This window comes from Paenibacillus sp. OT2-17, assembly GCF_009827695.1.
In the GTDB taxonomy this organism is placed as follows: domain Bacteria; phylum Bacillota; class Bacilli; order Paenibacillales; family Paenibacillaceae; genus Paenibacillus; species Paenibacillus polymyxa_B.
Map to the genome: position 1 here is coordinate 1 of NZ_WUDQ01000863.1, position 1,083 is coordinate 1,083.

1 protein-coding gene and 1 pseudogene are annotated in these 1,083 nt (G+C 47.3%); both read left to right on the forward strand.

The window, feature by feature from the left end; all coding sequences use genetic code 11:
* A pseudogene (locus GRP75_RS30195) lies at positions 1 to 102 on the forward strand (sugar ABC transporter permease); the annotation flags it as partial.
* 14 nt (positions 103 to 116) lie between these two features.
* Positions 117 to 1,004: a carbohydrate ABC transporter permease gene (locus GRP75_RS27745; protein ID WP_028542392.1), complete on the forward strand. Its 888-nt coding sequence runs from the start codon at positions 117 to 119 to the stop codon at positions 1,002 to 1,004.
* Positions 1,005 to 1,083: the final 79 nt, after the last annotated feature.

Consider the following 1,083-nt stretch of genomic DNA (forward strand, 5'->3'; position numbering starts at 1 on the left):
TATTCTACCGCGGTGGGTTTGCTGAAATCGGTTCTTGCTCTCGTTTTGTTGCTAATTGCCAATTCGGTGACCAAGCGGGTGAATAATACATCCCTATTTTGAAGGAGGACGGCTGCATGCAGCTATTGCAACGCAGAACAGCAGGCGAAGCGATATTCGATTTCATGAACAACGTCTTCATGCTGATCATTTGTTTTGTCACGTTGTATCCCGTGTGGTATGTGCTGGTGAACTCCTTTAACGAAGGAGCAGACGCTATGCGGGGCGGCATTTACTGGTGGCCGAGGGTCTTCAGTCTGGGCAGCTATCAGGCCGTGTTTGCCAACAACGGTATTATGACCGCGATGGGGGTGACTATTGCCAAGACGCTTATCGGCACGATTGTTCATGTGTTTTTTACTGCCATGATTGCATATGCATATTCCCGTAGGGAGCTGATCGGGCGCAAGTTGTATATGCTGATTGGCACCATTACCCTGTTTTTCGGTGGGGGATTGATTCCAACCTATTTGCTGATACGTGATCTTGGACTGCTGGACAGCTTTTGGGTGTACATCATTCCTGCGATGTTCAGTTTTTTTGACCTTATTATTTTTATGGCTTTTTTCCGAGAACTGCCGGATGCACTGGAAGAGGCGGCGAAAATAGACGGTGCGAATGATTTTGGTATCTTTTGCCGGATCGTGCTTCCTGTATCTATGCCGGTAGTAGCGACGATTGCGTTGTTTCATGGGGTATACCAGTGGAACGATTATTTTACCGGAATGATTTATATTAATAATACGGATCTTCAGCCGATTCAAACGTATTTGTACCGGGTTGTTGCCCAATCTAGCTCTAATCAGATGATGGCTGCTGCACCGGGAATTGTTGCCCAGTCCGTCACTTCGCAATCGATCAAGCTGGCGACGATGGTCGTGACGACACTGCCTATTGTACTGGTATATCCTTTTCTGCAAAAATATTTCGTCAAGGGTCTGATGATCGGCTCGATCAAGGGTTAGCACATCATCCAAGGGGGAGATTTATAATGAACATTCGCAAATGGCAGAAGGGGCTGTTGGCCTCTGTTCTGCTGGTGGG